The 26,800-nt window shown below is 75.4% G+C and carries 25 protein-coding genes; 7 read left to right on the top strand and 18 right to left on the bottom strand.

What is annotated here, in order from left to right:
• Positions 1-144: 144 nt before the first annotated feature.
• A complete protein-coding gene (locus tag ACFZBX_RS32010) occupies positions 145-1,659 on the bottom strand; it encodes a HEAT repeat domain-containing protein (protein ID WP_391537299.1) in 1,515 nt (504 codons plus the stop codon).
• A gap of 287 nt (positions 1,660-1,946) precedes the next feature.
• On the opposite strand from ACFZBX_RS32010, the gene ACFZBX_RS32005 reads away from it, so the two are divergent.
• Positions 1,947-2,294, top strand: coding sequence for a hypothetical protein (locus ACFZBX_RS32005; protein WP_380759647.1), 348 nt, complete (start codon positions 1,947-1,949; stop codon positions 2,292-2,294).
• Positions 2,295-2,463: 169 nt separating this feature from the next.
• On the opposite strand, the gene ACFZBX_RS32000 is transcribed toward ACFZBX_RS32005, so the two are convergent.
• On the bottom strand, positions 2,464-3,954 hold the full coding sequence (locus ACFZBX_RS32000; RefSeq protein WP_391537298.1) for a hypothetical protein: 1,491 nt from the start codon (positions 3,952-3,954) through the stop codon (positions 2,464-2,466).
• Between the two features lie 656 nt (positions 3,955-4,610).
• Here ACFZBX_RS32000 and ACFZBX_RS31995 point away from each other — a divergent pair.
• Positions 4,611-5,663: an aminoglycoside phosphotransferase family protein gene (locus ACFZBX_RS31995; protein ID WP_391537327.1), complete on the top strand. Its 1,053-nt coding sequence runs from the start codon at positions 4,611-4,613 to the stop codon at positions 5,661-5,663.
• A gap of 24 nt (positions 5,664-5,687) precedes the next feature.
• Here ACFZBX_RS31995 and ACFZBX_RS31990 read toward each other — a convergent pair whose 3' ends face one another.
• The 3 genes from ACFZBX_RS31990 to ACFZBX_RS31980 form a co-directional block, all read right to left on the bottom strand.
• Positions 5,688-6,938, bottom strand: a complete 1,251-nt coding sequence (locus ACFZBX_RS31990) for an acyl-CoA dehydrogenase family protein (protein ID WP_391537297.1) — start codon at positions 6,936-6,938, stop codon at positions 5,688-5,690.
• A 413-nt stretch (positions 6,939-7,351) separates the two neighbouring features.
• Positions 7,352-7,846, bottom strand: coding sequence for a hypothetical protein (locus ACFZBX_RS31985; RefSeq protein ID WP_380759654.1), 495 nt, complete (start codon positions 7,844-7,846; stop codon positions 7,352-7,354).
• A 696-nt stretch (positions 7,847-8,542) separates the two neighbouring features.
• Positions 8,543-8,794: a DUF397 domain-containing protein gene (locus tag ACFZBX_RS31980; protein WP_391537326.1), complete on the bottom strand. Its 252-nt coding sequence runs from the start codon at positions 8,792-8,794 to the stop codon at positions 8,543-8,545.
• A gap of 352 nt (positions 8,795-9,146) precedes the next feature.
• On the opposite strand from ACFZBX_RS31980, the gene ACFZBX_RS31975 reads away from it, so the two are divergent.
• On the top strand, positions 9,147-9,587 hold the full coding sequence (locus tag ACFZBX_RS31975) for a PTS-dependent dihydroxyacetone kinase phosphotransferase subunit DhaM (protein ID WP_391537325.1): 441 nt from the start codon (positions 9,147-9,149) through the stop codon (positions 9,585-9,587).
• Positions 9,588-9,719: 132 nt separating this feature from the next.
• Positions 9,720-10,649, top strand: coding sequence for an NAD-dependent epimerase/dehydratase family protein (locus ACFZBX_RS31970; protein ID WP_391537296.1), 930 nt, complete (start codon positions 9,720-9,722; stop codon positions 10,647-10,649).
• A 13-nt stretch (positions 10,650-10,662) separates the two neighbouring features.
• On the opposite strand, the gene ACFZBX_RS31965 is transcribed toward ACFZBX_RS31970, so the two are convergent.
• From ACFZBX_RS31965 to ACFZBX_RS31940, 6 genes are all read right to left on the bottom strand, one after another.
• Positions 10,663-11,151: an NUDIX domain-containing protein gene (locus ACFZBX_RS31965; RefSeq protein WP_391537295.1), complete on the bottom strand. Its 489-nt coding sequence runs from the start codon at positions 11,149-11,151 to the stop codon at positions 10,663-10,665.
• 57 nt (positions 11,152-11,208) lie between these two features.
• Positions 11,209-11,847, bottom strand: a complete 639-nt coding sequence (locus ACFZBX_RS31960; RefSeq protein WP_391537294.1) for an acetyltransferase — start codon at positions 11,845-11,847, stop codon at positions 11,209-11,211.
• 26 nt (positions 11,848-11,873) lie between these two features.
• Positions 11,874-12,617, bottom strand: a complete 744-nt coding sequence (locus ACFZBX_RS31955) for a sugar transferase (RefSeq protein WP_391537293.1) — start codon at positions 12,615-12,617, stop codon at positions 11,874-11,876.
• 42 nt (positions 12,618-12,659) lie between these two features.
• On the bottom strand, positions 12,660-13,844 hold the full coding sequence (locus ACFZBX_RS31950; protein ID WP_391537292.1) for a glycosyltransferase: 1,185 nt from the start codon (positions 13,842-13,844) through the stop codon (positions 12,660-12,662).
• Positions 13,837-14,679: a polysaccharide deacetylase family protein gene (locus tag ACFZBX_RS31945; protein ID WP_391537291.1), complete on the bottom strand. Its 843-nt coding sequence runs from the start codon at positions 14,677-14,679 to the stop codon at positions 13,837-13,839. Before ACFZBX_RS31945 ends, ACFZBX_RS31950 begins: the two co-directional genes overlap by 8 nt.
• 246 nt (positions 14,680-14,925) lie before the next feature.
• Complete coding sequence (locus ACFZBX_RS31940) at positions 14,926-15,195, bottom strand: hypothetical protein (RefSeq protein WP_391537290.1); 270 nt, start codon at positions 15,193-15,195, stop codon at positions 14,926-14,928.
• A gap of 397 nt (positions 15,196-15,592) precedes the next feature.
• Here ACFZBX_RS31940 and ACFZBX_RS31935 point away from each other — a divergent pair, with 397 nt between their 5' ends.
• On the top strand, positions 15,593-16,735 hold the full coding sequence (locus ACFZBX_RS31935) for a polysaccharide deacetylase family protein (RefSeq protein WP_391537289.1): 1,143 nt from the start codon (positions 15,593-15,595) through the stop codon (positions 16,733-16,735).
• Between the two features lie 556 nt (positions 16,736-17,291).
• Here the strand turns inward: ACFZBX_RS31935 and ACFZBX_RS31930 are convergent.
• Positions 17,292-18,062, bottom strand: coding sequence for a glutamate racemase (locus ACFZBX_RS31930; RefSeq protein WP_391537288.1), 771 nt, complete (start codon positions 18,060-18,062; stop codon positions 17,292-17,294).
• A gap of 66 nt (positions 18,063-18,128) precedes the next feature.
• On the opposite strand from ACFZBX_RS31930, the gene ACFZBX_RS31925 reads away from it, so the two are divergent.
• Entirely contained in the window at positions 18,129-19,259 is a 1,131-nt protein-coding gene (locus tag ACFZBX_RS31925) for a glycosyltransferase (RefSeq protein ID WP_391537324.1), read from the top strand.
• Positions 19,260-19,283: 24 nt separating this feature from the next.
• Positions 19,284-20,030 carry an SAM-dependent methyltransferase gene (locus tag ACFZBX_RS31920; protein WP_391537287.1) on the top strand — a complete coding sequence of 249 codons (747 nt, stop codon included), beginning with the start codon at positions 19,284-19,286 and terminating at the stop codon, positions 20,028-20,030.
• Between the two features lie 18 nt (positions 20,031-20,048).
• Here the strand turns inward: ACFZBX_RS31920 and ACFZBX_RS31915 are convergent, their stop codons facing one another.
• The 6 genes from ACFZBX_RS31915 to ACFZBX_RS31890 all read right to left on the bottom strand — a co-directional run bounded on the left by ACFZBX_RS31915 (position 20,049) and on the right by ACFZBX_RS31890 (position 26,502).
• Positions 20,049-20,924 carry an alpha/beta fold hydrolase gene (locus tag ACFZBX_RS31915; protein ID WP_391537286.1) on the bottom strand — a complete coding sequence of 292 codons (876 nt, stop codon included), beginning with the start codon at positions 20,922-20,924 and terminating at the stop codon, positions 20,049-20,051.
• Positions 20,925-20,974: 50 nt separating this feature from the next.
• Positions 20,975-22,174, bottom strand: a complete 1,200-nt coding sequence (locus ACFZBX_RS31910) for a glycosyltransferase family 4 protein (RefSeq protein ID WP_391537285.1) — start codon at positions 22,172-22,174, stop codon at positions 20,975-20,977.
• A gap of 3 nt (positions 22,175-22,177) precedes the next feature.
• Positions 22,178-23,377: an ABC transporter ATP-binding protein gene (locus tag ACFZBX_RS31905; RefSeq protein ID WP_391537284.1), complete on the bottom strand. Its 1,200-nt coding sequence runs from the start codon at positions 23,375-23,377 to the stop codon at positions 22,178-22,180.
• Positions 23,367-24,284, bottom strand: a complete 918-nt coding sequence (locus tag ACFZBX_RS31900; protein WP_391537283.1) for an ABC transporter permease — start codon at positions 24,282-24,284, stop codon at positions 23,367-23,369. The genes ACFZBX_RS31905 and ACFZBX_RS31900 overlap by 11 nt, the downstream gene beginning before the upstream one ends.
• A gap of 285 nt (positions 24,285-24,569) precedes the next feature.
• Positions 24,570-25,256, bottom strand: coding sequence for a thiol:disulfide interchange protein DsbA/DsbL (locus tag ACFZBX_RS31895; protein WP_391537282.1), 687 nt, complete (start codon positions 25,254-25,256; stop codon positions 24,570-24,572).
• A 103-nt stretch (positions 25,257-25,359) separates the two neighbouring features.
• Complete coding sequence (locus ACFZBX_RS31890) at positions 25,360-26,502, bottom strand: glycosyltransferase family 4 protein (RefSeq protein WP_391537281.1); 1,143 nt, start codon at positions 26,500-26,502, stop codon at positions 25,360-25,362.
• Between the last annotated feature and the right edge of the window lie 298 nt (positions 26,503-26,800).

Raw genomic sequence — 26,800 nt, 5'->3', positions numbered from 1 at the left:
TTGTCGGGGCCACCCACACCCAGCCCCCCCCGGGCCGCGAGGGGGGGGGCCGCCCCCCCCGGGGGGGGGCCCCGCCCCTCCTCGTCGTCCTCGAAGTCGTCCTCGAAGGGTCCCGGCGACCGTCGGCGGCGACCGTCCTGGCGGCTAGCGGCGTCGCTCGCGGGCGGCGGTCAGCCGGCCCCGGACGGCGGCGTGGACCTCGGCCTCCTCGGCCGGGTCGGCGGCGAGGCGGCGCAGGCGCTCCAGCACGCGGGCGTCGCCGGTGGTGGCGACGTGCCTCGCGGCGAGCTCCCGGGTGGACTCCTCGCAGTCCCAGAGGCACTCGACGGCCGGCCCCTCGGGGAAGTGCACGTCGGTCTCGGCGAGCGCCCGGGCCGCGCGGCCGCGCAGGTCCGAGGAGACGGCCTCCCCGTAGATGTGGCGCAGGACCGGGACGGCCCCGGCGGCGGCCAGCCGCCCCGCGCCGTCGACCAGCGTCCCGAGCCCGGAGTCGGCGCCGGACACGCCGTGCAGCGAGACCCAGCGGCGCAGCCCGGCCACCACCAGCGGGCCGTCGGCGGGCTCGCCCGCGTCGGCCAGCAGCCGCACGGCGGCCTCGCCGAGGGCGCTGTCGGCGCCGCCGGTGGCCGGGTCGGCCCAGCGGCGGGCCTGGGCCAGCGCCTCCGGGCCGCGCATCCGGCCGAGCAGTTCCAGGGCGAACCGGACCATCCGGCCGTCCACCTCGGCGGCGGCCGTCTCGATCAGGCCGGCCGCGGCCGGGTCGCGCTGGTCCACGAGGTAGCGCAGGGCGGCCCGGCGGGCGCCGGGCAGTCCGGTGCGGGCCGCCTCCAGGACGGCGGGGCGGTCCTCGGGGCGGACCACGGCGGCCAGGCAGCGGGCGGCCGCGGCGGCGCGGCGGTCCACCGCGTCGGGACGGGCCGGGGAGCCGGCGTCGCGGGACGCCTCGGGGCGGGCCGGGGAGCCGGCGAAGGCGTCGGCGCCGAGGCCGCCGAGCTCGCCCTGGTCGGCCCAGTCGAGGACGTCGGCGGTGGACCAGCCGGGGGTGACGCCGCTGCGGTTCAGCTGGCGCTGCCACAGGTCGAAGGGGGACTGCTCGCCGGCCGCCGCCACTCTGGGGTGGTAGGCCGCCCAGAGCCGCCAGGGCCTGGGCTCGTAGGCGCCCCGGATGGTCTCGCGCAGCTCGGCGTCGCCCTCGGGGCCCGGCGGGAAGTGGTCCAGCACGGCGGTGCCCAGCAGCAGCAGGCCGCGGTCGTCGTCGCGCAGCGCGAGCTCGTCCAGCGCCCAGGCCCAGTTGGTGCCGGTGGCGGCGTACTCGCGGAGCATGAGGAGGGCGTCCCGGCGGCCGTACGCGGCGAGGTGGCCGAGGACGGAGAGCGCGAGGCCGGTGCGGGCCTCGTCCTCGTCGAGGAGGTCCTCCGGGGAGTGGAGGTGGTCCTCGATGCCGTCGAGCGACGCCTCCAGCTCCATGTAGAGGCGCGCGTAGTAGAGGGAGCGGTTCTCGACCTGCCAGTCGGCTCGCGGGTCCCTGGTGACGCACTCCTCCAACGCGGTGATGGCCTCGGTGCGGTCGGCGGCCAGCGCATGGAGCTGCCCGTCACCGCGACCTCGCTGCAGGAGGCCGAGGAGGCTGGCACTGGGTGCTATCACTGGCTCGAACATGAGGTCAGCATCCGTTGCGGCGGTCGTAGTGGCAACGGGATTTCCGTCGCCGGGGTCTCTGGTCGGTACTGCGGTGGGCGCCCGGGCGCCGGAATCACCGAAGGTTACCGCTTCGGACAGCCCGTCGCACACAGGGCGACCGACCCTTTGTGCGCACTGGCATATGCCCGGGGGATTTTGTCGGCGTTCTGTCCAAATCGCCGACGGGTGTCGGACCGCTGTGCGACAGTCGTTCCCACACCCGTCGGCCGACCGCCGTTGAACGGATGAGCGGACATGCCATGCCCATGACATCGAAGCCCGGCCGCGACCCGGTCGCCGCGGCCGAATGGGATCTGCGCACCGACGCCGTGCGCTGGTCCGCCGAGGCCTTCCGGCTGCTCGGCTGCGACCCCGGCCGCGGCCCGCTCAGCCTCGACCGGCTGCCCGACCGGCTGAGCGAGGCGGACCGGCCGCAGCTGCGCCGGATGATGACCGACGCCCTGGTGCACGGCCGGTACGCCGTCGGCACCCTCCAGGTCCGCCGGCCGGGCGGCGGGCACGGCATGGTGGAGTGCGCCGGCGAACCCGTCCTGGGCACCGACGGCACCGTCACCGCCCTGCGCCTGCTGCTGCGCCCGGCGAACCCCGGTTAGGGCGTGTCTGACAATTCGCGTCGGATCAGCGTGCGGCGTCAGGGTGCGTGCATCGCAAGGCGGAGGAGGGAGTCCATGCGGAGCATCGGCGACCGACGACAACGCGGCGAGGTGCGTGCCCTGACGCCGCACGCCCGGCGGGAATTGTCAGACACGCCCCAGGGGGAGGTCAGACCGGCTGCGGCCGGTACTGGTACTTCGCCCCCACCGCCCTCAGCTCCCGGCCCAGCTCGTCCCGCAGTTCGTCCACCACCGGCACCCCCCGGTAGCGCGCGGTCAGCCGGTACATCTCCCGCAGCCGGTCCCACGTCCGGAGCGAGGAGTTCTGCCCGATCAGGCCCAGCGCCGCCTTGACCTGGGTCTGCGCCGCGTCCGGCTCCCCGGTCAGCCAGTGCACCGAGGCCAGCGTGATCCGGTCGAACAGCGCCGAGCGCAGCTGGCCGGTCCCCTCCCGCAGCCGGATCACCCGCTCGGCGTGCCGGCGGGCCTGCCCGGCGGCCGACAGGTCGTACTCGGCGAGCGTGCGCAGCACCAGCGCCTGCATCCCGCGCAGCTCCGCCTCGTCGAACACCTGCATCCAGGGCGGCGGCGGACCGTCCGGCTCCTCCGCGAAGAGGTCCTCCGCCTCGCCCAGCAGCCGCCAGGTCGCCTGCGACTGCCCGATCGACGCGTACGCCCACGCCTCGACGGTGTTCAGCATCGCCCGCGTCCTCGGCAGCATCCGCCCGCCGCCCGCCCGCGCCGCGGCCATCAGGTCGATCGCGTCGTCGGCCCGCCCGAGGTGCACCATCTGGCGCGCCGCCCGGGAGATCGCCTCCCCCGCGCGCGGCCGGTCGCCGGCCTCCTTCGCCGACTCGGCGGCCAGCATGAAGTACTTCTGCGCGGTCGGCTCCAGCCCCACGTCGTGCGACATCCAGCCCGCCAGCACCGCGAGGTTGGCCGCGACCAGCCACAACCGCTGCTCCACCGACGGACTGTGCCGGTGCGTCAGCAACCCTCCCACCTCGTTGAGTTGACCGACCACCGCCTTGCGCTGGAGGCCGCCGCCGCGGGCCGCGTCCCAGGCCCGGAACACCTGCACCGAGCGCTCCAGCGCCTCCACCTCGTCGAGCCCGACCGGGCCCGCGTCGTACAGGTCCACCACCGGCCGGGCACCGCCCTGGGTGACCACCGGCCTCGGGCCGGGCGCCGAGGCCGCGTACGCGACCGCGTCCCCGCCCAGCCAGCCCTTCAACGAATCGGCGATGACCGCCCCGGCCGTGAGCGCGGCACCCGCGCCCACCAATCCACGTCGGTTCAGCATGAGGTCCATTCCCGTGAACTCGGTGAGGACCGCGGCCGTCCGATCCGGCTCCCATGACGACGTGGTGGCGGACTGCGCCGCTCCGGTCCTGGTGGGCCGGTGTCGTTCCAGACCGAGGTCCTCAGTGGTGACGACACGGCCGAGCCGCTCCGTGAACACGGCTGCCAGTACCCTCGGCACCGGATCGCGCGGGATCTCCCCCTGCTCGATCCACCGCCGCACCCGCGAGGTGTCGGTGGACAGCTGCTGCTGCCCCATCGCGGCACCACGCCTGTTGACCAGCCGCGCCAGCTCGCCCTTCGACCATCCGGTCAGGACGAACAGATCGGCGAGTCGGGTGTTGGGTCCCCTGCCCACGTGAAGCCCCCAGGTTCCTCGGCTGATCCGAGGCTAGAGGTTCCGTCATGTGCCGGGCGAGCATTCGCCAGGCTTCGCCAGGGTCCGCCACATTACCAACCACCGTCGTCCGGGTGTGATGTAGAGGTGCGCCACCTCGCCCCCGGGTCGGAGGGCGTCCCAGGCCGGTTCGGGGGTTCCCCCGCGCGGGTCGCGGGGCGTCCCCGGTCCTCACCCGAGGGGGTGGCGCGGCCGGGTGGCGCGGGGGCGCCGGGCACGGCCACGGCAGAACCGGCCATCCGCATTCCCCAGGGTGCGGACGGCCGGTCCACCGCCGCAGCACGGGGCTCTGGCCCCGGCGTCCGTGCCCGGCGCCCGCGCACCACCCGCCGGACCGACCAGGGCCCGCCGCCGGACCAGGAACCCGGCGGTACCGGCCCGACCCCGCCCCCGCGGGGCGCATCCGAGACGGACCAGGAAGGGACCTCCCTCACCCCATGTACTCCTCAGCGACCTCCCCGACGCCGACCGCGCCCCGGACCGCGCTGCGCCCCCCCACCGCAGCCGCCGGCCGTCCCGGCCCGAAGCAGGTCCCGCCGCCGTCCCGGCCGGCCGCCCCCCGCGGCGCCGCCGACGGCCGGCCCGCGGACCCCCGGGGCCAGGCCGCCCGGACCGCGCTGGGGCTCCGCCCGCCCGAGACCGCCGGCCCGGTCGGCCCCCGCCTCCCCGGGGCCCGGATCCCCGTCGCCCGCCCGGGCGACGGCCGGCTGCTGCGGCCCCCGGCCCGGCCGGGCCAGCCCGCGGCGCAGGAGCGGATCGACCCCTCGGCGCTCCAGACGCCGTCCGTCCGGGCCGCGCTCGCCGGCGTCTCGCGGATATGTCCCGCGTTCACCCCGCGCCAGGTGCTGCGCGAGGGCAGCCGCCACATCCTGGTGGCGGGCACCATCGGCCGGGCGCCGGTGGTCGCCAAGTGCCTCGCCCCGCAGGCGGTCCGGAGCGAGTACTTCGAACAGCTGGTGGCCGATTTCCACCACGAGGTCGCCGTCTACCGGGCCTTCGTCCGGCACCGCCCGCCGGTGCGGCTGCCCCGGCTGGTGGCCGCCGACCACGACCGCTGCGTGCTCGTCATGGAGCGGGTGCCCGGCCGGCCGGCCGCGCGGGAGCGCCACCCCGCCAACGCGCCGACCCCGGGCGAGGTGCGGGCGCTGCTCACCGCCGTCCGCACGCTCAACCTGTGGCGGCCACCGACCGACGTCTTCCAGCCCCGGCTGGACTACCAGTTGGAGATCGCCCGCTACCACTCGGTGGGCCAGCTCACCGACCGGGACGCCGGGGACCTGCGCGGCCTGCTGCACGGCCTCGGGAACGCCCCGCTCCAGCTCTGCCACGGCGACGCGCTGCTCAGCAACATGCTGCTGGCGCCGTCGGGGCCGGTGCTGGTCGACTGGGAGCAGGCCGGCTGGTACCTGCCCGGCTACGACCTGGCGGTGCTCTGGAGCGTGCTCTCCGGGGACACCGCGGCCCGCCGACAGATCAGCCAACTCGCCCAGAGCGGCGGCACCCTGGCCCGGGACGCGTTCCTGGTGAACCTGGTGCTGGTGCTGATGCGCGAGATCCGGCTGTACGACGTGCCGGGCGCCGGCGAGGAGCAGCGGATCATGATCCGCCGGCTGTACGACGACGCCGCGCTGGCCCGCCGCGCGGTCCGGGCGGCCGTCGGGACGCGGTGAGGCCGTCCGGGGGCCGGCGCCCGGTCAGGGCCGGGCGCCGCGTTCCAGGGCGGCCCGGCCCGCGGCCTCCAGGACGGCTTCGTCGGGCGCCAGGTGGACCCGGCTGCTGAGCACGTCCCGCAGGTAGCGCTCCAGCGGGTGACGGCGACTCAGTCCCGGGTTGCCGGTGAGCGAGACGGCCTGCTGGACGGCGGCTATCGCCGCCCGGGTGGCCAGCAGATGGGCCGGGCCGGTGCGGGCGACCGCGTCCGGCTCGGCCCGGTCGACGCGGGGCGCCAGCCCGTGCACCAGTTCCTCGGCGCCGATCAGCTGGGTCTCGATCTCGCCCAGCGCGCCGCGGTAGCGGGGCAGGCTGCCGAGCGGCTCGGTGAGATTGGCCGGAGTTCGCTGGTGCAGGAAGCGGACCAGCCAGTCCTGGGCCGAGCGGGCGACCCCGACGGCCACCGCGGAGAGCGCCAGATCGTGCCAGGCCCGGGCCAGTTCGGCCGCCGGCACGGCCCCGGCGGCGTCCGGCGCGGAAGCCGCGGCGGAGCGCGCGGCGGCTCCGGACGCGCCCCTTCCGGCGCCGCCCTTGGACGGGTTCAGGCCGAGTGCGAGTTCGGCGGGCACCCGCACCCCGTCCAGCACCACGTCGTGGCTGGCGCTGGCCCGCAGGCCGAGCTGGTCCCAGGTCGGGTCGACCTCCAGGCCCTCGCTCTCGCCGCGCACCAGGAACGTCCCGGTCCGGGGCTCCGGCTCGTCGGTCCGGGCGGTCACCGCCATCCAGGCGAGCGCCTCGGCTCCGGTGCAGTAGGTCTTGCGGCCGGTGAGCCGCCAGCCCGTGCCGTCCCACCGGGCCACCGTGGCCGGCGGTTCGCCACTGCGGGCGCCGGGCTCCACCCGCAGGGTGTTGACCAGGGCCGGTCCGCGCCGGGACTCGGTGAGCAGCCGCCGGTAGCCGGCCGTCGGCCAGTTCGCCGTCCGCGCCTGCTCGGCGTGCTGGAGCAGGGTGAACGCGGTGACCACGGCCACCGAGGCGTCCCCGCGCCCGAGTTGGGACAGGACCTGGACGGTGTCGGCGAGCGTGCCGCCGGGCCCGCCGTAGCGCCGGTCGACGGTCAGGGTGAGCAGTCCGGCCTCGTGCACGGCCTCGATGCCCTGGTACGGGAAGGTCGCGTCGCGGTCGTGCTCCTCGGCCCGGGCGGCCAGCAGGTCGACGACCCTGGGCAGCCCGGCGAGGGCGGCCTCGACGGGGGACGGGGCGGCGGACGGCTGGTCGGCAGCGATGGTGCTCATCGGGCAGGTGCCTCCGGGCGGCAGCGTGGGCTCAGACTCCTCGACACGCCGGGACGGGCGCGCGGTACCGGTGGGCGACCCCGGAGACCGGCGGAACGCCCGCCCCCGGAACCCGGGTTCGGCGGAACGCCCGCCTCCGGACCGGCGCCGGCCGCTCGGCCGTCCGCCCGCCGCCTCGGGGACGAATCCCCCTCAGTGGCCCGGACACGCCGCGCTGGCGGTGCGCCGCAGGTCGAGGTAGCTGCGACGGGTCAGCAGCGGGAGACGGCACGACATGTCCGCGACTTTACGAAGCCGTGATCGAGGCCGTCAAGCAGCGCCCGAGGCCCGGAACGAGCGGGGTGGCGGGAGCGGCCCGAGTACCGGGACGGGAAGCGGAATCCTGCCCTCCGGGGCAGTTCCCCGACGCCCGGTCAGCCCTGCTGGAACATGTCCGCGGGCAGCGGCTTGAGCAGCTGGTAGAGGTCGTCCGAAATCGGTCGGTCCCAGGAGGCGATGGTGACCTGCACGCCGTCACTCCGGCCGAACTGGGCACAGAAGACCCGGCCCTCGCTGACCTTGACCTTCTTCACGATCAGCAGGTCGTCCCCGAGCATCACCGGGAAGTCCTCCGCCGAGACGAACTCGACCGGTTCCTCGTCCCCCAGGGCGGCGAGCAGCTGGCGCACCTCGAAGGGCACGCTGTCGCCGGTGTCCCGGGCCGGCGAACCCTCGGGGAGGTTGCCGATGAACATCGCCGGGCCCCTGCCGCCGAACAGGTCGTAGCGCAGGAAAATCCCCTGGCAGGAGCCGTCCGAGCCGGTCATCATGGCCGCACCGAAGTCGCCGGGCCAGTCGCCCGGGTCCATGGCGAGCACGTCGAAGTCCGGGCCGGTGGGCTGACCGGAGCGACGGCGGAGAAAAGACATGGGAACATCGTACGTGCCCGGCACACCACGCTCGCGGGGTGGGTGGGGCACCGGACGGAGATCCACGCTCAGAGACCAATGTTGACTCTGAGCAACCGTCCGGGCTACGTTCGGTTCAGCACGACAGCCGTTCTGGGTTTCACCCTTCGGGGGGACGGCATGTCGCAACGCGGCCCTACACGCGTTTCCCTCACTGTGCACACCGTCGTGCCGATCCGCCGAGCACCCAGCTTCGACGTCGCACACCGCACAGCACACAAGCCAACAGTTCCATGCAACAAGAGCAAGGTCCGCGGGGCCCCGGCCCGTCGCTCCCGCGGATCTGCTCGGGACGCCGCCGCGTGGGGGCGTGCGGGTCCCGAGCAACGGCACCGACGCCCGAGTCGCTCTCGGGTTCGGAGCCATCCTCCCGGCGACTGCCGGCCCCTTGTGGGCCGGGACCGGCCGACGCACCCCCGGTGCGCAGGGGATGACTGGGAGGAGACTCGGCAGCGCTGCCGGGTTGCACAGCAGGCGCCGTGTCTGGCCGCGTGGGGGCGGTGGGCACGGCGTCTGCCTGTGCTCATACTCTGAGCTGCGTTTGTCCAGCAGTCAACAGAAATTATGACGGGGCACGCTCAAATGTGATCGGAATGATGACCACCGGAGACCTTCGGGTGCGGCCGGACGCCCCGCGGGACGTCCGGCCGGATCCGGTCAGGTGAGGTCGAACTCGCCGTCCCGCGCGCCGAGCACGAAGGCCCGCCACTCCCCGGGCGTGAACACCAGGACCGGTCCGTCCTCCTGACGGCCGTCCCGCATGCCGATGTAGCCGTCCACGAAGGCGATCTGGACGTCGCCCACGCCCTGGCTGCTGCAGAGCCAGGTCGCCCCGGTGAAGTCCACCTTCGGCTTCCCGTTGACGCCGAGCTCCGCCGCTCCCGACGGCTCGACGTCGACCGACTCCACCCCGGTCCCGCTGTTGGCTGCCACTGCTGCTCTCTCCTCCCGACGGCCTGAACGGCCCCAGCCTAGTCACCCGCACGGCCCCGGTCAGCGGGATCGGGAGGACTCCCCCGGCCGTGGCCGACCGCCCGTCAGCGGCCCCGGGCCGCCCCGCCGGGCGCGTGTCCCGCGCGGGCGGGCGGCGGGCGAACTGCCAGAGTGTGGGGAACCCCCACCGGGCCCCACCGGGCCCCACCGAGCGCCCGAGGAGCAGCCGATGAGCCGCCGGGACGGCACCCGCGCCGATGTCATCCCCATCTCCGACGCCCCCTCGGCCCACCCCCCGGCGCCCCGCACCCCGCCCGCCCCGGCCCCGCTGCCCCGGCCCGCCCCCGGCCGGCCGCCCGCGCACGGCCGGGTCGGCGTGGTGCTGGTCTCGCACAGCCAGGAACTCGCCGGCGCGGTGCGCTCCCTCGCCCTCGCGCTGACCGCCGACGACTCCCCCACCCCGGTCGCCGCGACCGGCGGGGACCTGGTGGCCGGCCCCGGGATCAGTGCCGTCCTGGTCGCCGCCGCCACCCGGCGGGTCGACCAGGGCCACGGCGTGGTCGTCCTGGCCGACCTCGGCGGCGCGGTGACCACCGTCCGGGCGCTGCTCGCCGACGCCGACGAGCACGGCCTGCCGTTCCCGGTCCGGTTCGCCAACGCCCCGTTCGTCGAGGGCGCGGTGGCCGCGGTCGCCACCGCCACGGCCGGCGGCGACCTCGCGGCGGTGCTGGACGCCGCCGAGGAGGCGTACCGCCAGCCCAAGGGCTGAGCGCCCGGGACGTCGCCGCCTGTCCGCTTCCGGCCGTTCTCGGGGTTCCGCCACACCGCCGGTGACCGCGCGGCTACCATCGGCGCAGGGCCGGCCGAGGGGCCGCCCGGTCGTGAGGGGGGATCCTCAGCCATGCGCGTGGTCGTCACCGGCGGAGCCGGATTCATCGGGGCCAACCTGGTCCGGGCCCTGCTGGCCCGGCCCGAGGTGGACCAGGTCCGGGTCGTGGACGACCTCTCCACCGGGCACAAGGCCAACCTGTCCGGCACCGACGCGGTGCTCCACGAGGGCACGGTCCTCGACCCGGCGCTGCTGGACGAGGCCTTCGCCGGCGCCGACGCCGTGGTCCACCTCGCCGCGCTGCCCTCGGTGCCCCGCTCGGTGGCCGACCCGCTGGCCAGCCACCACGCCAACGCCACCGGCACCCTGGAGGTCCTGGAGGCCGCCCGCCGCGCCGGGGGCCTGTACGTGGCCGCCGCGTCCTCCTCCTCCGTCTACGGCGCCAACCGCGAGCTGCCCAAGCGGGAGACCATGCGCACCGCGCCGATGAGCCCCTACGCGGTCAGCAAGCTCGCCACCGAGTCCTACCTGGCCGCCTACCATCACTGCTACGGGCTGGGCGTGCTCCCGCTGCGGTTCTTCAACGTCTTCGGCCCGCTGCAGCCCGCCGGGCACGCCTACGCCGCCGTCGTCCCGGCCTTCCTGGACGCCGCGCTGGCCGGGCGGCCGGTGACCGTGCACGGGGACGGCGGGCAGAGCCGGGACTTCACCTTCGTCGGCACCGTCACCCAGGTGATCACCGAGGCGGTGCTGCGCCGGGTGGTGCACGCGGACCCGGTGAACCTGGCGTTCGGCACCCGCACCTCGCTGCTGGAGCTGATCGGCGAGCTGGAGACGGTGCTCGGCCACCCCGTCGAGGTGTCGCACGTCGACCCGCGGCCCGGCGACGTCCGGGACTCGCAGGCCGACAATGCGCGGCTGCGCGAGCTCTTCCCGGACGTGCGGCCGGTGCCGCTGCGCGAGGGGCTGGAGCGGACGGCGGACTGGTTCCGCGGCCTCTAGGGTCCGCCGTCGGTCAGGGGAGCAGTGCGCCGTTCCACTCGAAGGCGGCCTCGGCCCGGCCGACCACCGCCCGGTGGATCCAGGCGAGTTCCTTCTCCGCCATCGGCGGCAGCGCGTCCAGGGCGTACCAGCCGACGGCGAGGGTCTCGTCCTCGTCCAGCCGGATCTCACCGCCCGCCGGGCGGCAGCGGAAGACGAGTTCCAGGTACTGCGTCATGTCGCCGTTGGGGTAGGTGACCTCCGGCGAGACGGTGACGGTCACCAGCCGCTCGGGGACGGCGACGATGCCGCTCTCCTCCAGGCACTCGCGGACCGCGCCGTCGGCGGGCTGCTCGCCCGGGTCGAGGATGCCGCCGGGCGGGGTCCAGCAGCCGTCGTCGGAGCGCTGGACGAGCAGCACCCGGCCGTCGTCGTCGAGGACGACCGCGACGACGGCGCTGAGCCAGAGCATGCGGGGGCCGACCACGGCGCGGAGGTCGGCGAGGAACTCGGGAATGGCCATGGCCCGCACCCTATCCGGGCGCGGGCCGGGCACTGCCGGGGTCGGGCCGCGGCCGGCTCAGTCCGCGGCCGGGCGGTCCTTGCGCAGCGGGCGGGCCGGGGAACCGACCACCACCTCGCCGGGCGGCACGTCCCTGGTCACCACGGCGGCCGCGCCCACGAAGGCGTCCTCGCCGACCTTGCGGCCTTGCAGGACCACCGCGTTGGAGCCGACGGTGGCGCCGTCCGCCAGCACCACCGCGCCCGAGACGTTCCCACCCGGATACACCGTCACCCGCTCGCCCAGCACCGCGTCGTGCCCGACCGTCGCGTTGTACTGGACCTGGCTGTGCGCGCCGAGCCGGACGCTGCTGGACACGTAGGCGCCGCCCATCACCAGGCAGCCGGGCCCGAGCACGGTGTCCGGGGCGATCAGCGCCCGGGGGTGGACCAGGGTGACCGCTTCGCCGCCCAGGCCGTTCAGCAGGGCGGCGAGCCGCCGCCGGACGGCCGGGTCGGCGATCCCGATCAGGTAGCGGGCGCCGGGTTCGAACTCGGCGGGCCTGCGGACGGGCAGGCCCCGGACGCCGGTGAACGGGGCGTCGTCGAGGAAGCCCGCGACCGGGACGCCGGCCGCGAGCGCGGTGTCCAGCGCCTCGCGGCCGAGGCCCCCGGCGCCGGCGATCCAGAGCCCGCGAGGGGCGGTTGCGGAGGGCACGGGGGTCATCCTGCCCGGTCCGGTGGTCAGGACGCCTCCTCGACGGCCGCGTGCACCGGCGCCGGGCGCACCGGCGGGGCCGGCCGGGGCGCGGTGCTCTGGCGGGGCGCGGTGCTCTGCCGGGGCAGGCTGATCACGGCGGGCGGCGGCTCGTTCCCGGCCGCGGGCACCGGAACGGCGGTGTCGGCGGGCTCGGTGGGCGTCGGGAAGCCCGGGTTGACGCCCCCGGCCGCCGTGATCCCGGCCGGGCGCAGCAGCACCCTGACGGTCAGCAGCAGGATCCGCAGGTCGACTGCGAGCGAACGGTTGCGCACGTACCAGAGGTCGAGTTCGATCCGCTCGGGCCAGGTGATGGAGTTGCGCCCCCGCACCTGCGCCCAGCCGGTGAGGCCGGGGCGGACGTCGAGCCGCCCGCGCTGCCGGCGGGAGTAGTGGACGACCTGCTCGGGCAGCGTGGGCCGGGGCCCGATCACGCCCATCTCGCCGCGCGCGACGTTCCACAGCTGCGGCAGCTCGTCCAGGCTGGTCCTGCGCAGCAGTTCCCCGAGCCGGGTGATCCGGGGAGCGTCCGGCTCCTCGGGGAAACGCCTGTCCCGCATGGTGCGGAACTTGAGGATCTCGAACTCCTTGCCGTGCAGCCCCGTCCGGGTCTGCCGGAAGAGCACCGGTCCGCCCATCGTGCAGCGGATCAGCAGGGCGATCACCAGACCGAGCGGAATCGCGACGATCCCGGTCAGGACGGTGATCACGAGGTCCCCCCCTCGCTTCATGACGGTCCTTCCCCCTGATGCGGTGTGTGGTCGTGGGTGGGCTCAGCCGACCGCCCAGGGCAGGCCCTTGGCGCGGGCGACGGCCGCGTAGGTGGCCAGCGAGACGGCGGCCACCGCGCGCTGGTCGAACCGCGCCGTGGCGCGGCGGCGGGCCGCGGCACCGAGGCGCTCGCGCAGGCCGGGCTCGGTGAGGAGCCGGTCCAGCGCGTGGGTGAGGGCCCGGGCGTCGCCGGGCGGGGCGAGGAGCAGGTGCTCGTCGTGGGTGCCGATCTCGCGGCAGCCGCGGATGTCGCTGAGCACCATCGGCAGGCCGCCGGCGGCGGCCTCCATGGCGGAGCGGGAGAACCCCTCCCGGTAGGAGGGGAGTACGAAGACGTCCAGGGCCGCGTAGACGGCGGGCATGTCGCCGCGCGGGCCGGGGAAGACGACGCCGGACTCGGCACCGTGGGCGTCCGGCTTGTCCGGGTCGTCCGGGCCGATCCAGACGAACCGGGCCTTGCCGGCCAGCGCCCGGGCCGCCTCGGCGTACTCCCGGATGCCCTTCTCGGCGACCCGCCGGCCGACCCCGCCGACCAGCAGCTCGTCCGGCCCGACGCCGAGCTCGGCGCGCAGCCCGGCCCGCAGCCGGGCGCGCTCGCCCGGGTCGGTGGCGAAGCGGGTGAGGTCCACGCCGTTGCCGACCACCCGCGAGCGGCGGGCCGGGACGGCGCGGGCCAGCGTGCGGTGGTCCTCGCCGTTCTGGTACAGCTCGGCGTGCGAGAAGCGGGCCGCGAAGGCCTCGGCGCCCAGGACGAAGGCCCGCTTGGCGAGCGGGTCGTGGGCCTGCGCCCAGAGGCCGTGGCAGGTGTTCACCACGACCGGGACGCGGGCCAGGCGGCCGAGGACCCGGCCGAGCACGCCGGTCTTGGGGTTGTGGGTGTGCAGCACGTCCGGGCGGATCCGGCGCAGCACGGCGTGCAGTTCGCGGGCGGCGGCGGCGTCGGCGCGCGGCTCCCAGGCCCGGGTGAGCGCGTGCAGCGGTTCGTGGCGCACCCCGATCGCGGTCAGCTCGGGGACGTACGGGCCCGGCGCGCTGATCCCGTAGGTCTCGAAGCCGGCCTCCAGGTCGACCTTCAGCTCGGTGGCGAGCAGCAGGTGGAGGCTCATGTCGACGGTGGTGAGGTGGGCGACGCGCAGCGGACGGCCGCCGGGGCCGCGCAGGCGCTGCGGGATCCGGTCCTCAGGCACGGGCGCCCACCGCCTTCGCGGTGGCGACGATCCGGGCATAGGCGCGCTCGGGGATCAGCCGGCCGTGCAGCTTGGCGCGGAAGAAGTCGATCGGGTCGGTGCGGCGGACCGGCACCCGGCGCAGCCGGACCGGGTCCACGCCGGGGGTGTTGCGGCCGACCTCGCCGGTCGCGGCGGTCCGGAAACGGGCCCGCAGGGCCGGTTCCATGTGCGGGACCGGCACGCCCCAGGTGTAGGCGTAGTGGTGGGGGCGCACGCCCAGGTGCTCCTCGACGTCGTCGTTGCAGGCGTCCAGCTCGGCGGTGGAGAGGAGTTCGGGGCGGGCGTGGGTGCGGGTGTGGTTGGCGACCGTGCACAGACCGGAGGCGGTCATCTCGCGCAGCTGCGCCCAGCTGAGCGCGGGGGCGCCGGCGGCCTTGGCGGTCGAGCCCTCCCAGCGCATCTCGCCGCCGACGTGGCCGCTGGCCAGGTAGACCGTGAACGGCAGCCGACGTTCGCGCAGCAGCGGCCAGGCGTTGTCGTAGACGTCCGCGAAGCCGTCGTCGAAGGTGAGGACGACGCCCGGGGTGCGGCGCCCGGCCTCGATCCGGTCGGTGGCCTCGTCCAGGGAGACCACCCGGCCGGGCGGCAGCGCGGCGAGCAGGTCGGCCTGGGCGGCGAAGTCGGCGGCGGACACGTCCAGCTCGTCCGGGCTCCCGCCACCCACCCGGTGGTAGATCAGCACGGTGGCGCCCTCGCCGGGGCCGGTCCCGACCCGGCGTGCCAGCTGTCGCTTCACCCGGGCCCGGATCCCCCCGCTGGCCGGGGCCGTTCCGGGCACGGCGGTGCCGCTCATCCTTCCCCCCTCTGCGGCGCCCTCCCCGGCGCCGTCAAGTGGCCTCGCATCCGGTGCGGTCGGCACCCCGGACGGACATCACAGTAGGGGGAACTGTGGGGCTGGTGCCCCGGAATTGTGAAAGAAGCGAGAAGGAGTTGGCAGATGGGCCGAAAACCTGCCGATCTGACCGGTTGGACTCGATCGGGTGAGCGGTGATTGAGCGGTTTCCCGCGCGCCCCACCGTCCGCCGTCCGCGCTCCGTCCTCAGGCCGCCGCGCGCCGGCGGCGGAACAGCGCGAAACCGATCCGGCCGAGCAGCAGCACCCCGGCTGCGAGGCAGCCGGCCACCGCCATCGCCCACGCCGGGCCGTCACTGTCCGGAATCACGACCGCCACCACGATGCCCAGCGTGAGGCAGGCCACGCCCACCAGCGCGAGCGGCACCTGGTGGGTGACCAGCGGGCCACCGTGACAGTACCGGGCCATCCGGGTCGCGCCGTGCGGGTGGAAGTGATCACGTTCCGCATCTGCCATGAGCCCAAGGTACCCCGGAGCGGCCCGGCGGGCAGCATGCGGGCGGCGATCGGGCGGTCACTCCTGGTAACGGGTCTGGGTTGGGCGAAGAGCTGTCCGCGGCGGGGCGTGGCGGGTGTTCAGGAAGATGTTCCGGAGTGGTCCCGGGCCCGTTCCGGGCTCGTTCCGGAATTGTTCCCGGTCGTCGAAAAAACCTTGCCGGTCCGGTACAACCCTCAACGAGGTGTAGCTGTCTCCATTACATTGAGCGATCCAGGAGCCGTCCGCGGTGCGGGTTGGGAGTCCCCGCCGCGGGCCGGAAATACCCAGGGGGCGGAGCCGCCGTGCCCTGGAGTCGGAGGCCGGGCTCCGTCCTCCGGCGGTACCGCCACGCCGCATCGGCGACCGAGGGGGAACCGTGCCGCAGTCCCAGTCCACGACGTCGACCTCCGGCCCCACGGCCCGTGACAGGGCCCTGGTGACCGCCCTGTCGGACCTGCGGCCCCCGCCGACCACCGCCGCCCCGCCCGGGACCGCCACCGTGACGACCGACGGGCAGCCGATCGTCACCCCACCGGCCGGCCTCCCCCCGGCGGTCCTCCCGCCGGGCGGCCGGGCCCTGCGGTCCGCCGCGACCCGGCCCTGCCACCCCGCCGACGCGCGCGGCGAGTGGCTGCGGTTCGCCCCCGTCCAGCCCCTGTTCCGTGCCCGGGCGGCGCAGCGGCTCGCCGTGCTCGCGTACCACGGCGTGACCGACCCGCGCTCCTTCGGCGCCCAGCTGGACCGGCTGCGAAGACTCGCGACCCCCGTCTCGCTGGCCGCCGTGCAGCAGGCCGTCGCCGAACGGCGCCCGCTGCCCGCCCGCAGCGTGCTGGTCACCTTCGACGACGCCGACCGCAGCGTCCTCACCCATGCGCTGCCCGCGCTGATCGAACGAGGCATCCCGGCCGCCGCCTTCGTCATCTCCGAGCTGATCGGCACCGAGAAGCCGTTCTGGTGGCACGAGGCCGACTTCCTCGCCCGGCACGGCGGACGCGCCCGCTCGCTCGACTGCGGCCACCCCTCGCAGCTGCTCCGCCGGCTCAAGGCGATGCCCGACCCGGACCGCCGGCGCAGCCTGCACGAGCTGCGGGTCAGCGCCGACCGGCGCCCGCCCGGCCAGGAGCAGCTCACCCCCGCCGACCTGCTCGCACTGCGCGAGGGCGGGGTCGCCATCGGCAACCACACCCAGGGCCACCCGTGCCTGGGCCGCTGCGACGACGCCACCGTCCGGGCGGAGATCACCGGCGCCCACGAAGCCCTCACCCGCTGGCTCGGCGAGCCCCCGATCGCCTTCGCCTACCCGGACGGCGGCCACGACGTCCGGGCCGAAACCGTCCTCCAGGAGCTGGGCTACCGGCTCGGTTTCCTCTCCGACCACCGCCTCGGCCCCCGGCTCCCCTCCCACCCTCTCCAGATCAGCCGGCTCCAGGTGGACTCGACGACCAGCACACGGCGCTTCGACACCATCCTCTCCGGCCTCGAACCCGCCTACCGCCGCTGGCGCGGCCACGCCGCCTGACCCTCCCCCGCGCAGGAAGTCGCCCCACCGGCTTCCTGCGCCGTCATCGGCACATCGCGGCCTCCGAAGGTCGGTCCCGCCGACTTCCTGCACCACCACCCGCGTCGCCGGCCACCGCCACCGCGCCTACGCGCTCCCCGCAGCCGCGCATCACCGAGCCTCCGAAAGTCGGCCCCGCCGACTTCCTGCGCCCGCAGGCGTGCCACCGCCGCCGAGCGCGGCCTCTCCGCCAGAACACCCCAACAAGGACGCCGGGAAAGACACCCGCCCCTCCAAAAGCCGACCCCACCGACTTCCTGCACCACCACCCGCGTCGCCAGCCACCGCCACCGCGCCTACGCGCTCCCCGCAGCCGCGCATCACCGAGCCTCCGAAAGTCGGCCCCGCCGACTTCCTGCGCCCGCAGGCGTGCCACCGCCGCCGAGCGCGGCCTGTCCGCCAGGACACCCCATCAGGGACGCCGGGAAAAACGCCAGCCCCTCCGAAAGTCGGCCCCGCCGACTTCCCACTCCCACGGGCGCGCCATGCCTCTACTCCCGCGAGAGGGCCGGTGGGGTCAGGGGGTGGGGGCGGTGAGGGGGAGGGTCTGGGGGTAGGCGAGGGCGGCCGGGGGGAGGGTGGTGGGGATGCCGGCGTGGAGGACGGTGAGGGTGGCGGTGCCCTCGCGGGTGGGGTCGAGGACGCGGCGCAGGGCCTGGGCGGCGACCGGTTCGGCGGAGCCGTGCAGGGTCAGCGTCGGCAGGGCGGTCGGGGCGACGGCGGTGCGGATGCGGTCGGCGACCAGCTCGTAGTGGGTGCAGCCGAGGACGACGGCCGCCGTGCCGGCCGGGGTGCGGGCGGCCGCGTCGGCGATGGCCGCCTCGATGGCCGCGTCGTCGCCGTGCTCGACGGCGTCCGCGAGCCCGGGGCAGGCGACCTCGGTGACGGCGGCCGTCCCGGCGAAGTCGCGGATCAGGCCGCGCTGGTAGGCGCTGCCGGTGGTGGCGGGGGTGGCCCAGATGGCGACCGGGCCGCCGAGCGCGGTGGCCGGCTTGATCGCCGGGACGGTGCCGATGACCGGCAGCCCGGGCTCCAGCTCGGCCCGCAGGGCGGCGAGCGCGTGGACCGAGGCGGTGTTGCAGGCGACGATCAGCGCGTCCGGCCGGTACTCGGCGGCGGCCCGGGCGCAGCCGAGGGCGAGTTCGGTGATCTCCTCGGGCGTGTGCGGTCCCCAGGGCATCGAGGCGGGGTTGGAGGAGAGCACCAGATCGACGTCCGGACGCAGCGTCCGGAGCGCGGCGGCGGCGGCCAGCAGGCCGATTCCCGAGTCCATCAGTGCGATCTTCACGGGTCAAGACTTTAGTCGATGGCCCGCGCCGGGCCCCTGGTGCGGCAGACTGCCCGGGTGACCGTCCTGCTGTGGATCGCCGCGTTCTCCCTGCTGGTCTGGCTCTGGCTGGCGGGCTGCCACGGGTTGTTCTGGCGCACCGACGTCCGGCTGCCGCCGCGCCGCGCGCCGGAGCGCTGGCCGCAGGTGGCGGTGCTGGTGCCGGCCCGGGACGAGGCGCAGGTGCTGCCGCTGTCGCTGCCGAGCCTGCTGGCGCAGAAGTACCCGGGGCGGGCCCGGGTGGTGCTGGTGGACGACCACAGCACGGACGGGACGGGCGCCCTGGCGCGCTCGCTCGCCGCCCCGGGCGGCCTGGAGCTGACGGTGACCACCCCTCCCCCGCTGCCGCCGGGGTGGACGGGCAAGCTGTGGGCGCTGCGGCACGGGGTCGAGCTGGCGGGCCCGGACGCCGAGTACCTGCTGCTGACCGACGCGGACATCGCGCACGGGCCGGATTCGCTGGCCGAGCTGGTGGCGGCGGCGCAGAGCGGCCGGCTGGACCTGGTGTCGCAGATGGCCCGGCTGCGGGTGGAGACGGGCTGGGAGCGGCTGATCGTGCCGGCCTTCGTGTACTTCTTCGCCCAGCTGTACCCGTTCCGCCGGAGCAACCGGCCCGGTGCCCGGACGGCCGCGGCGGCGGGCGGCTGCTCGCTGGTGCGGCGGGAGGCGCTGGAGCGGGCGGGCGGGGTGGCGGCGATCCGGGGCGCGGTGATCGACGACGTGTCGCTGGCCCGGGCGGTGAAGTCGGCCGGGGGCCGGACCTGGCTGGGGCTGGCGGAGCAGGTGGACAGCGTGCGGCCGTACCCGCGCCTGGAGCAGCTGTGGCGGATGGTGTCGCGCAGCGCGTACGCCCAGCTGCGGCACTCTCCGGTGCTGCTGCTGGGGACGGTGCTGGGGCTGGCGCTGGTGTACCTGGTGCCGCCGGTGGCGGCGGTCGCGGGGCTGGCGGCGGGCGCCTGGCCGGTGGCGGCGGCGGGCGGGGCGGCCTGGGCGCTGATGGCGGGGACCTTCGTGCCGATGCTGCGCTACTACGGCCGGCCGCCGGCAGCCGCGCTGCTGCTGCCGTTCACGGCCTCGCTCTACCTGCTGATGACGGTCGACTCGGCGGTGCAGCACTGGCGCGGCCGGGGCGCCGCCTGGAAAGGCCGGACGTACTGAACCCGGGTGGGCCACACTGGTCGGATGGACCGTCAGACGATCTCCCGGCTCGCGCACGCCCGTCATCCGATCGCCGCGCCGCTGTCCGACGCGTCGGTGGGCGCGCTGCTGGAGCGGGCGCTCGCGCCGGAACAGGAGGGGCGGGCGCTGGACCTGGGGTGCGGGCGGGCGGCGTGGCTGCTGCGGGCGCTCGGCGCGCGGCCGCGCTGGCGGGCGGTCGGGGTGGACGTGGACGCGGCGGCGCTGGCCCTGGCCAGGGAGTCGGCCGAGGCGCTGGGGGCGCAGCGGCGGATCGGCCTGCACCACCAGGACGCCCGGGAGTTCACCGACACCAGGCCCTTCGAACTGGTCCTGAACGTGGGCGCCACGCACGTCTTCGGCGGCCTGCTGCCGGCACTGGACGCGGCCCGGGCGTTCCTGGCGCCGGGCGGCCGGGTGCTGGTCGGCGAGGGGTTCTGGGAGCGCGAGCCCTCGGTGGCGGCGCTGGCCGCGCTCGGCGCCGGGCGCGAGGACTACGCGGACCTGGCCACCACCGTGGACCGGGTGACGGCGGACGGCTGGACGCCGGTGTCCGGCCATGTGAGCACCCGACAGGAGTGGGACGACTACGAGTTCTCCTGGACCGGCTCGCTCGCCCAGTGGGCGCTGGACCACCCGGAGCACCCGGACGCCGCCGGCGCCCGGGCGGCGGCGGACCTGCACCGCGCCGAGTGGCTGCACGGCTACCGGGGGACGCTCGGCTTCGTCACCCTGCTGCTGCGCCGCGACTGAACTCCCCCCGAAGCGCGCCTACTTCTGGGTACGGGCGAGGAAGTCGTCGATCAACGGGGCGATGTCGGGCAGCTTCTCCTCCAGGGCGAAGTGCCCGGTGTCGAGGACGTGCAGTTCGGCGTCGGGCACGTCGCGCAGGTAGGCGTGGGCGCCGGGCTCGGTGAAGAACGGGTCGTTGCGGCCCCAGACGACGAGGGTGGGCGGGCGGTGGGTGCGCAGCCACTCCTGCCAGACGGGGTAGAGCTCGATGTTGCGGTGGTAGTCGAGGGCGAGTTCGACCTGGATGTCCTTGCGGCCGGGCAGGTCGAGGTGGTGCTGGTCGAGGGTCCAGCCGTCGGGGGCGACCAGGGTCGGGTCGCCGGTGCCGCCCTCGTACTGGGAGCGGGTCATCTCCAGGGTGAGGATGGTGCGGACGCGCTCCTCCGCGCCCTCGACGCCGGGGCGGTTGGCGATGAACGCGCGGGCCTGCTCGGAGAGCCCCTCCTCGTAGGCGTTGCCGTTCTGGACGACCAGGCCGGTGATCCACTCGGGGTGGCGGGTGGCGAGCCGCAGGCCGACGGGGGCGCCGAAGTCGAAGACGTAGAGGGCGAACCGGTCGAGGCCGAGGGCCCGGCAGAAGCCCTCGACGACGTCGGCCAGGGTGTCGAAGCGGTAGCGGAAGGCGTCGGGGGCGGGGCTGTCGCTGTGGCCGAAGCCCGGGTAGTCGGGGGCGATCAGCCGGTAGCGGGTGCCGAGCGCGTCGAACAGCCGGCGGTACTGGTGGGAGGCGGACGGGAAGCCGTGCAGCAGCAGGAGCACGGGGGCGTCGGCCGGCCCGGTCTCCCGGTAGAAGACGCGCAGGCCGTCGACGTCGGCGTGGCGGTGGTGGACGTGCGGGATCGTCAGCTCGCTCATGCTAACCATTAAACAGACGAACAGCGGTTAGAGGAAGGGTTGAGCGGGCGTCACCGCCCCAGCAGCCGCAGCGCGGCCGGCTTGGTGAACTCGTAACGGGTCATCTGCTCCAGGTCCTTCAGCCAGCTCGCCGCCCGGCCGGGCCGGGCCAGCGCCCGGGCGTAGAGGTCCTCGAAGGCGGTGGTGACGCTCTCCAGCGAGAACCGGCCGACCACCCACTGCCGCCCCCAATCGCCCAGCCCGGCCCGGCGCGCCGGGTCGTCGAGCAGCCCGCGCAGCTGGCCGGCCAGCGCCTCGGGGGCCCGCGAGCCGTCGCCGAAGCCGTACATGCAGCGCGAGGCGTGCGGCTCGACCAGCGGGCCGGGCTCGTGCACGGCGGTGTAGCCGGCCGCGCCGTGCACCACCACCGGCTTGCCGAAGGCGAGGCCGCGCAGCGCCGAGCCGCCCATGCCGAGCACGATGTCGGCGGCCTGGTACGCCGGGCGCGGGTCGGCCAGCTGTCCGGGGACCAGCACCGCCGGGCGCCCCAGCTCCGCGTTGGCGGCGGCGGCGCGGGTCCGCAGCGGCTCCAGGCTGGGGCCGGCGCCGACGATCACCAGCCGCACCCGGGGGTCGTCCAGCCGCCGGACGGCGTCCACGGTCAGCTCCGCGCCGGCGTCCTTCTCCAGCGCGGGCACCAGCCGGGTGACGATGACCAGCAGCGACTCGTCGTCGCCGATGCCGTGTTCGCGCCGGAACGCCGCCCCGTCGACCAGCCCGGGGGCGTCCGTGGCGGTGTTCACCGGCGGCTCGATCAGGCTGACGTCCCGGTGGCCGAAGGCCCGGCCGTCGCCCAGCAGCGCGCCCAGGCCCAGCACCAGCGGCTGGTGGCGGGGCATGCCGCGCAGCATCCGGATGCCGTAGAAGGTGGTGACCACCGGCAGCCGGCCCAACCGCCCCGGCCCGAAGAAGGCGTTGCGGGCCGCCCGGACCTCCCAGGCGTGCAGCAACTGGCTGCCGTGCTCGGCGGCCAGCCGGCCCAGCCGGCGCCGCACCTCGGCGTGCGGGGTGTCGGGACCGCCCGCCACCACCACGTCCAGGCCGTGCTTGGCGGCGACGTCGACCATCGGCGCCGGACCGGCCACGCCCTGGGCGAACAGCACCGGTTCGTGGCCCCGGTCGCGCAGGGTGCGGGCGATGTCGACCGCGTTGAGCTGGGCGCCGCCGAGGGCCAGGTTGTTGAGATGGACGAGCACCCGGACCGGTCGCACGCCTCACTCCTCCCAGTGGTGCGCGACGAACACCGGCGCGGCCAGCACCACGGCGCGCGGCGGGGAGTCCAGCATCGGCCCGAACACGTCGAACTGGCCGGTGGAGTGCCAGCTCATCAGCGTTCCGCCGTCGGTCCTGCCGATGCTGTAGACGCCGGCCCAGAGCGTGTAGCGGCCGCGCGGCAGCGGCAGCCGGGGGATCACGCAGGTCACCGTGCGGTCCCCGCCGGTCAGCCGGATCTCATGGCTGATCTGGAAGATCGGACTGGAGGTGCCCTCGCTGACGCCCAGGTGCAGGGTCGCGTCGCCCCGGTAGTCGCCGCCCAGGGTCAGCTCGACGGTCATCGGCTCGTCGGTGGTGAGGCTCTCCCGCTCCTCGCCGCGCACCTCGTGCTTGAGCAGCTGGATCGGCTCGCCGGTGCGCCCGCCCGCCTCGGACTGCGCCTCGATGGAGTCGCGGTAGCCGGCCATCGCCTCCCTGATCCCGGCGTCCACCCGGATCGAGCCCTGCTCCAGCCAGATGCCGCGCCGGCAGATGGACTCCACGGCGGGCAGGTCGTGCGAGACGAAGACGATGGTGGTGCCCTGCTCGGCGACCTCGCGCATGCGGTCCAGGCAGCGCTGCTGGAACACCGCGTCGCCGACCGCCAGCACCTCGTCCACCAGCAGGACGTGCGGCTCCAGGTAGGCGGCGACGGCGAAGCCGAGGCGCATCTGCATGCCCGAGGAGTAGAACTTCACCTGCCGGTCGATGGCGCCGCCGAGCCGGGCGAACTCCACGATGTCGTCGAAGCGGGTGGCCACCTCGCGCCGGCGCAGGCCGAGCAGCGCGCCGAACAGGTAGATGTTCTCCCGGCCGGTCAGGTCGGGGTGGATGCCGGCCCGGATCTCGATCAGCGCGCCGATCCGGCCGCGTACGTCGATCACCCCGCCGTACGGGTACATCACCCGGGTCAGCATCTTGAGCAGGGTGGACTTGCCCGAGCCGTTGGAGCCGATGAGGCCGACCGACTCGCCCGGCTCGATGTGCATCGAGATGTCGCGCAGCGCCCAGCGCCAGTCCTCGCCCTTCTCGCCGCGCAGCCGGCGGGCCATCGACTCGACCTTGTCGCGCAGCAGCATCCGCTGCTGGTCGGCCTTGAAGCGCTTCCACACCTGCTCGGTGCGGATCGTCCCCAGCGGGAGGGTCCGGTCAGGCGACATCGGCGATCCCCGTCTCCAGCTTCTTGAACAGCAGGTAGCCGCCGACCAGGAACACCACCGAGGAGACCGCGGCGATCGTGGTGAGCGCGGCGTCGGGCGCCTGGCCGTACAGCAGGGCGTTGCGGTAGCCCTCGATGACGGCGCCGAGCGGGTTGACGCCGACGTACACCTCCTGGAGGGTCTCCGGGATCTGGGCCAGCGGGTAGGCGACGGGGGTGGCGAAGACGCCCATCTGGGTGATGATCGGCAGCAGGTGGCGCACGTCGCGCAGGTACACCACGGCCACCGACAGGACCAGCGCGATGCCGTAGGTGAAGGCGAACTGGATGCCCAGCAGCGGCACCACCCACAGGAAGGTGGCCGCGGGGGCGGTCCAGAAGACCAGGAACAGCAGGCCGAGCACGGCGGTGCCGATCAGCATGTCCACGCTGGCGACCAGCATGGTGGCGAGCGGGAAGACCTCGCGCGGGCAGTACACCTTGTTGAGCAGGCTGAGGTTGTTGGCCAGGCTCAGCGCGCCCTGGTTCATGGTGTTGCTGAAGAACTGCCAGACGATCAGGCCGACGTAGGCGAACAGCGGGTACGCGGCGCCCTCGGTGTCGACGTGCACGGCGCGGCGGAACACCAGGGTGAAGATGGCGCACAGCGCCAGCGGGGTGAGCACCGCCCAGGCGAAGCCGAGCACGGCCTGCTTGTAGCGGGCGCGCAGGTCGCGTTCGGCCAGCGCGCGGACGAGTTCACGGGCGCCCCACAGCTCGCGGGCGACCCGGGCCGGGCGGAGCCGGCGTTTGAAGATCAGCTCGGGCGGCGGCCCGTCGGCGGCCGGCGGGCGTCCACCCGGGGCCTGCGTTGTCTGGCTGTCGTCGCGCCCGTCGACGAGCTGCGCGCGTTGTCCCCCCACGGACATCTGCCCTCTCCGGTACCGGCGGTATCGAGAAGTGGGCCTGTCACAGCGGTGTTTGACGCCTCCCCGACGCGGCCCGGCCCCACTCTGGCACAGAGTGTGGCCGCGGGGGGTCGGTTCGGTGAAGGTGGGCGGACTCCCCCTGGCCGAAGGGGTGCGCCGGCACCGGAACGGGCGGGCCGGCGCGGGCAGGAGCGCGCCACCCTGGAAGAGGACGGGCCTGCACGGCAAGGGGCGGGCCGGCCGTCGCTGCGGCCGGCCCGCCCAGGGTGGTCGGGGGGAGGTGGATCAGTGCGACGCGTGGGCGCGCGGGTGGCGCTGCTGGTCCTGGTCGACCAGGCGGTCCATCACCGCGGGCATCGCCTCGACGCCGCCGGCGGTGGTCGGCGAGGTGCGCTCCTCGCCCTGGACGACCACGGTCGGCAGCTCCTTGATGCCGTACCGCACGAACAGCTCGGCGGCCTCGTCGACCGACCGGGCCACCGCCTCCGAGCGGTAGACCTCGCGGAAGCGCTGCTGGTCGACGTTCTGGCTCTGCGCCCAGGCGGCGGCGCCGTTCTCGGCGGTGAGGTCCTGGTCGTCGGTGTGGACGGCCCGGAACGCGGCCTCCTGGAGGCGCTCGACCAGGCCGAGGCGCTCCAGCGTGTAGTACAGCCGGGCGTGGCCGCGCTGCACGGCCTCCTCGCGGCTGCCGGGCCAGATGGCCGGGACGCGGCGCAGGTCGACGTCCGCGCGGTGGCGCTCGGTCCAGGCCTGGAGCGGCCGCTCCAGCGCCTGCGAGTGCCCGCAGTCGTACCAGAAGAACTCCAGCGCCTCCGTGCGGGCGCTCTCGCGCACCGGCTGGATGGTGTCGAGGCGGGAGAACGGGTTGCCCCCGAGGAGCGGTTGGTGGCTGGCGGCGGCGGCCGGGAGGGGGGATGCGGCGATCCCGGCGGCGACGGCCAGCAACAGGGTGGTTCGAAGGATCGACTTCACACGGGGAGTGTGGCCCGTGACGGGGCGTCGGCGGCCAGTCGTCCCGGTGCGTCGGGCCGGGATTCGCCTAAAAGGCGCACCCGGCCCGGCGCACCGGGACGCGTCAGCCGCGTCCGCCCGCTCCGGCCGCTCCGCCGCGCTCGCAGATCTCGCTGAACAGGCGCTGCCAGGCGTCGGCCACCACGTCCAGGTCGCAGTGGGCCAGCGCGTGGGCGCGGGCGGCGGCGCCGAGGCCGGTGCGGTCCCCGGCCAGCACCTTGGCCAGCGCCTCGGCGAGGGCGGGCGGGTCGCCGGGGGTGACCAGCGCGCCGGTGGTGCCGTCCCGGACCACCGAGCTGACCCAGCCGACGTCGGTGGCGACGGCCGGCAGGCCGGCCAGCGCGGCCTCGATCAGCACCCCGGGCACACCCTCGCTGTCACTGGTGAGCAGCACGGCGTCGGCGGCCCGGTAGAGCGGGGCCGGGTCGGCGAGGGTGCCCAGGAAGTGGGCCCGGGCGGCGGCCGGATGTCGCTCCAGGGCGGAGCGTTGCGGGCCGTCGCCGGCCACGGCGAGGCGCACGTCGGGGAGGCGGTCGAGGGCGTCGAGGGCGAGGTCGAGGCGCTTCTCGGGGGCGATCGCACCGAGCCAGGCGACCAGCAGGCCCTCCGGCGGCAGGCCGAGGGCCTGGCGGGCGGCGCGCCGGTCGGCCTCGCCGTCGGCGGGCGGGTAGCGGTCGGCGGAGCGGGCGTTGGGGATGGTGCGGACGTTGGCGGCGGGCAGCCGGAAGCGCTCGACCAGCAGGTCGCGGGCCCCGTCGGCGAGGGCGGTGACGGCGGCGGCACGGTGCAGCAGGGCGCCGGTGCGCAGCCGGCGGACCGGGCCGGGCGTCCAGTGCCGGGGGTCGCCGATGGAGACGTAGACGAACGGGGTGCGGGTGCCGGCGAGGGCGAGGGCGCAGGCGGGGAGGGTGGAGGACCCGTGGGCGACGACGAGGTCGGCGGTGCGGGCGGCGGTGCGCAGGGCGCCGAGGGTGCGGGGGTGGAGCCGGCCGGGGCCGAGCACGGGGGTGGCGAGGGTGTCCGGGGCGTCCGGGTGGGCGTCCGGGTGCGGGGCGAGGGCGCGCAGCGCGGAGGCCTGGCCCCGGCGGCGCAATTCGCGGTGGAGGTCGCGGGCGAGGCTCTGGGCGCCCCGGCGGCGCGGATCGGTGATGAGGTGGAGGATGCGGGGGCGGGTTCCGGCCGTCCTGACCGGTGTCGCTTCAGGCATGGGACAGACCTTGGCACAGCCTCCGGCCTGGGACGACCCCTTCGCGCAACCCGGCGGTGGTCCGTGCGCCAGCGCGGGTACTCCCGAAAGGCGCCGGGCGGGAGCCGTCGTGCGCCCCTCGGGGGTCCGCGCGCCCCGATCAGCGCTGTCGTCCGCCCCCTGACGGTTCGGCAGCGGCCCTCCGGTGGCATCCCCGGTGTGACCGAATCGCTGGCGGGCGCCGGTCGCGACCTGCGATGCTGAGCGGCAGTCAGGGCGCGGCCCGGCACGGGAGACCGGGCACGCCCAGGAGGGCGGG

It is taken from the genome of Kitasatospora sp. NPDC008115, from assembly GCF_042957205.1.
Lineage (GTDB): Bacteria > Actinomycetota > Actinomycetes > Streptomycetales > Streptomycetaceae > Kitasatospora.
The sequence above is the reverse complement of the archived record's forward strand: the minus strand, read 5'-3'. Positions and strand labels throughout refer to the sequence as shown.